The 5,533-nt window shown below is 58.9% G+C and carries 3 rRNA genes; all 3 read right to left on the bottom strand.

Annotated features, from left to right (window positions below):
* Positions 1 to 6: 6 nt before the first annotated feature.
* The 3 genes from rrf to HCR68_RS13640 all read right to left on the bottom strand — a co-directional run bounded on the left by rrf (position 7) and on the right by HCR68_RS13640 (position 5,526).
* A 5S ribosomal RNA gene (gene rrf, locus HCR68_RS13650) occupies positions 7 to 124 on the bottom strand.
* Positions 125 to 301: 177 nt separating this feature from the next.
* Positions 302 to 3,489: ribosomal RNA gene (locus HCR68_RS13645) — 23S ribosomal RNA — on the bottom strand.
* Between the two features lie 483 nt (positions 3,490 to 3,972).
* Positions 3,973 to 5,526: ribosomal RNA gene (locus tag HCR68_RS13640) — 16S ribosomal RNA — on the bottom strand.
* Together the 16S, 23S and 5S rRNA genes form the textbook arrangement of a ribosomal RNA operon.
* Positions 5,527 to 5,533: the final 7 nt, after the last annotated feature.

Raw genomic sequence — 5,533 nt, 5'->3', positions numbered from 1 at the left:
GTGTGTGCTCGGTGGTGTCCTACTCTCCCGCACCCTGGCGGGTGCAGTACCATCGGCGCTGTCAGGCTTAGCTTCCGGGTTCGGGATGGGTGCCGGGCGTGTCCCTGTCGCTGTGACCACCGAGACGACTGGATAGGCAGTGCAGTACCGTCATCGTCACCTGTTGTGGTGTGCTCTATTCACGCTGTGGTTGGTTGATCCTTGGGGGGGGTTGGTTGTGGACCGTATAGTGGACGCTTTATGTTGCTTACTGAAGAAACCGCCCCGGCTTGTCACCACCAAAGGGTTGGTGGTGTGGGGGGTTGTTGTTTGTGTTGGCCTATTAGTACCAGTCAGCTCCCAACCGTTACCGGTCTTCCACTTCTGGCCTATCAACCCAGTAGTCTGCTGGGGGCCTACCAAGACATGACTGTCTTGTGGAGACCTTATCTTGAAGATGGTTTCCCGCTTAGATGCTTTCAGCGGTTACCCTTCCCGAACGTAGCCAACCAGCCGTGCCCCGGGCGGGACAACTGGCACACCAGAGGTTCGTCCGTCCCGGTCCTCTCGTACTAGGGACAGGCCTTCTCAAGTCTCCTGCGCGCGCAGAGGATAGGGACCGAACTGTCTCACGACGTTCTAAACCCAGCTCGCGTACCGCTTTAATGGGCGAACAGCCCAACCCTTGGGACCTGCTCCAGCCCCAGGATGCGACGAGCCGACATCGAGGTGCCAAACCATGCCGTCGATATGGACTCTTGGGCAGGATCAGCCTGTTATCCCCGGGGTACCTTTTATCCGTTGAGCGACGACCCACCCACACGGGATCGCCGGATCACTAGTTCCTACTTTCGTACCTGCTCGACCCGTCGGTCTCACAGTCAAGCTCCCTTGTGCACTTGCACTCAACACCTGGTTACCGACCAGGCTGAGGGAACCTTTGAGCGCCTCCGTTACACTTTAGGAGGCAACCGCCCCAGTTAAACTACCCACCAGGCACTGTCCCTAACCCGGATCACGGGCCCAGGTTCAGGCGCACGCCATAACCAGAGTGGTATTTCAAGGACGACTCCACCGCTACTGGCGTAGCGGCATCACAGTCTCCCACCTATCCTGCACAAGCTATAGCGGGCGCCAATACCAAGCTGTAGTAAAGGTCCCGGGGTCTTTCCGTCCTTCTGCGCGAAACGAGCATCTTTACTCGTACTGCAATTTCGCCGAGCTCATGGTTGAGACAGCGGGGAAGTCGTTACGCCATTCGTGCAGGTCGGAACTTACCCGACAAGGAATTTCGCTACCTTAGGATGGTTATAGTTACCACCGCCGTTTACTGGGGCTTAAATTCACCACTTCACCCCCCAATGGGGGGTTGATGGTTCCTCTTAACCTTCCAGCACCGGGCAGGCGTCAGTCCGTATACATCGCCTTACGGCTTCGCACGGACCTGTGTTTTTAGTAAACAGTCGCTTCCCCCTGGTCTCTGCGACCCACCCCCCTAACAGGCTAGCTGTTTCAGGGTTCGGGCCCCCCTTCTCCCGAAGTTACGGGGGCATTTTGCCGAGTTCCTTAACCATGATTCACTCGTGCGCCTAGGCATACTCTGCCCGACCACCTGTGTCGGTTTCGGGTACGGGCGGCTGGCACCATCGCGTCGAGGCTTTTCTCGGCACCCTAGGATCACCCTGTTATCCCCCACCAGTGTGGGGTCACCATCACGCCTCACCCTTGCCCACTAGTGGGCTGTCACTCCGGATTTACCTGGAGGACGGGCTGCGCGCTTGAACGGACCAAGCCATCAGATCCGCCGGGCTACCACTGTGCGTCACCCCTGTTAACACGCTTGCCTACCTGCACGGAGGGTCCCCAGACCCCTACCACCACAACCCCCACCAGGTCCGAAGACCCGAGTTGAGGGCATGCGTGGTGGTTGGGCGTGGGTTAGCACCCGCGCGTCAGCATGGTCGGTGCTTCGCCGGTACGGGAATATCAACCCGTCATCCATCGACTACGCCTGTCGGCCTCGCCTTAGGTCCCGACTCACCCAGGGCGGACTAGCCTGGCCCTGGAACCCTTGGTCATTCGGCGCTAGGGCTTCTCACCCTAGTATCGCTACTCATGCCTGCATTCTCACTCCCACACCGTCCACGCCCAGTCACCCAGACGCTTCCCCCAGTGCAGGACGCTCCCCTACCACCCACAACCCCTGCCACCACCCCCACAAAGTGGGGCGGTGAAGGGAACACGTCATGGGTCCGCGGCTTCGGCGGTGTGCTTGAGCCCCGCTACATTGTCGGCGCACGATCACTTGACCAGTGAGCTATTACGCACTCTTTCAAGGATGGCTGCTTCTAAGCCAACCTCCTGGTTGTCTGCGCGACCGCACATCCTTTCCCACTTAGCACACGCTTAGGGGCCTTAGCCGGCGATCTGGGCTGTTTCCCTCTCGACCACGGAGCTTATCCCCCGCAGTCTCACTGCCACGCTATAACCCGTACGGCATTCGGAGTTTGGTTGACGTCAGTAACCCTGTGGGGCCCATCAGCCACCCAGTAGCTCTACCTCCGCCGGGCAACACGCGACGCTGCACCTAAATGCATTTCGGGGAGAACCAGCTATCACGGAGTTTGATTGGCCTTTCACCCCTACCCACAGCTCATCCCCCCAGTTTTCAACCTAGGTGGGTTCGGTCCTCCACACGCTCTTACACGTGCTTCAACCTGGCCATGGGTAGATCACCCCGCTTCGGGTCCAGAACGCGCCACTCAATCTCGCCCTATTCGGACTCGCTCTCGCTACGGCTACCCCACACGGGTTAACCTCGCGACACGCCACTGACTCGCAGGCTCATTCTTCAAAAGGCACGCCACCACCCCCACACACAAACACGCATGGAGGCTCTGACGGCTTGCAAGCGCCCGGTTTCAGGTACTATTTCACTCCCCTCCCGGGGTACTTTTCACCATTCCCTCACGGTACTATCCACTATCGGTCATCAGGAGGTATTCAGGCAGCCAAGTGGTCTTGGCAGATTCACACAGGATTCCACGAGCCCCGTGCTACTCGGGCACTGTCCCAGACACGCACAAACCAGTTACACCTACGGGGGTATCACCCACTACGCCACGCCTTCCCAGACAATTTCGGCTACCAGCTCATCAACGCGCCCCGCCTCCGGCAGAAGACAACGACACAGCCCCACAACCCCGCACACGCAACCCCTGCCGAGTATCACACGCACACGGTTTAACCATCATCCGCTTTCGCTCGCCACTACTCACGGAATATCTTCTCCTACGGGTACTAAGATGTTTCACTTCCCCGCGTCACCCCCCACACCCTATACAATTCAGATGCAGGTGACACGACATAACTCGTGCCGGGTCCCCCCATTCGGAAACCCTCGGATCACAGCCCGCCAGCCGGCTCCCCGAGGAATATCGCAGGCCACCACGTCCTTCATCGGCCCCTGATGCCAAGGCATCCACCGAACGCTCAAAAAAACAAACAACAAAACAAGAACCACAACAACACACAAACACACACGACCCACACAAGACCATGCACATCCACATGCTTGTCGCAGAAAACACTTACAGTAAGATGCTCGCGTCCACTATACAGTTCACAACCAACCCACCCACACCCACAAGACCCACCAGCAACACACCAGCAGACCCCGCGGGTCGGGCAACCAGGGCGCACTGCCCCAGAACCCCGACAGCATGCCACCCCCACACACACCCACCCCTCACACAGAGAGACAAGCACACGCGGGAGCACCCCACCCCAGGGACCAGACCACCACACGGCCGACCCCAGAACAAGGCGTGTTTCCTACACCAACAAGCAGCCCCACCCACCCCACCCAAAAGGGAGGGGGCGGGCAACAGCCACCACATATCTTCCAATGCGCCACCCAACCCAGGCCACCCCCCAACAAAACCAGGGGATAAGACGCACCCAGGCCAGGTGCCACACAACATCTATCCTTAGAAAGGAGGTGATCCAGCCGCACCTTCCGGTACGGCTACCTTGTTACGACTTCGTCCCAATCACCAGCCCCACCTTCGACCGCTCCCCATAGGGCCACGGGCTTCGGGTGTTGCCGACTTTCATGACGTGACGGGCGGTGTGTACAAGGCCCGAGAACGTATTCACCGCAGCGTTGCTGATCTGCGATTACTAGCGACTCCAACTTCACGGTGTCGAGTTGCAGACACCGATCCGAACTGAGACCGGCTTTAAGGGATTCGCTCCACCTCACAGTATCGCAGCCCTCTGTACCGGCCATTGTAGCATGCGTGAAGCCCAAGACATAAGGGGCATGATGATTTGACGTCATCCCCACCTTCCTCCGAGTTGACCCCGGCAGTCTCCCGCGAGTCCCCACCACAACGTGCTGGCAACACGAGACAAGGGTTGCGCTCGTTGCGGGACTTAACCCAACATCTCACGACACGAGCTGACGACAACCATGCACCACCTGTGAACCAGCCCCCACAAGGGAGGAAACCCCGTCTCCGGGACCATCCGGCACATGTCAAGCCTTGGTAAGGTTCTTCGCGTTGCATCGAATTAATCCGCATGCTCCGCCGCTTGTGCGGGCCCCCGTCAATTCCTTTGAGTTTTAGCCTTGCGGCCGTACTCCCCAGGCGGGGCACTTAATGCGTTAGCTACGGCGCGGAAAACCCGGAAAAGGCCCCCCACACCTAGTGCCCAACGTTTACGGCGTGGACTACCAGGGTATCTAATCCTGTTCGCTCCCCACGCTTTCGCTCCTCAGCGTCAGTAACGGCCCAGAGACCCGCCTTCGCCACCGGTGTTCTTCCTGATATCTGCGCATTCCACCGCTACACCAGGAGTTCCAGTCTCCCCTACCGCACTCAAGCCGGCCCGTACCCACCGCAAGCCCCCAGTTAAGCCAGAGGATTTCACGACAGACGCGACCAGCCGCCTACGAGCTCTTTACGCCCAATAATTCCGGACAACGCTCGCGCCCTACGTATTACCGCGGCTGCTGGCACGTAGTTAGCCGGCGCTTCTTATCCAGCTACCGTCAACCCACCCACAAGGGGCAGGCCTGCTTCACTGGCGAAAGAGGTTCACAACCCGAAGGCCTCCATCCCTCACGCGGCGTCGCTGCATCAGGCTTGCGCCCATTGTGCAATATTCCCCACTGCTGCCTCCCGTAGGAGTCTGGGCCGTGTCTCAGTCCCAGTGTGACCGTCCACCCTCTCAGGCCGGCTACCCGTCACCGCCTTGGTAGGCCATCACCCCACCAACAAGCTGATAGGCCGCGAGCCCATCCCCCACCAAAAACACCCAAAGGCGCATCTTTCCCAAGCCCACCATGCGACAGACCCAGAATATCCCGTATTAGCCACACTTTCATGCGGTTATCCAGAAGAAGGGGGCAGGTTACTCACGTGTTACTCACCCGTTCGCCACTCATCCAGAACCAGCAAGCTGGCTCCTTCACCGTTCGACTTGCATGTGTTAAGCACGCCGCCAGCGTTCGTCCTGAGCCAGGATCAAACTCTCCAAACAAAACCAA

It is taken from the genome of Actinomyces sp. ZJ308, assembly GCF_011752065.1.
Classification (GTDB): Bacteria; Actinomycetota; Actinomycetes; order Actinomycetales; family Actinomycetaceae; genus Actinomyces.
This window is presented reverse-complemented; position numbering and strand designations above follow the sequence as displayed.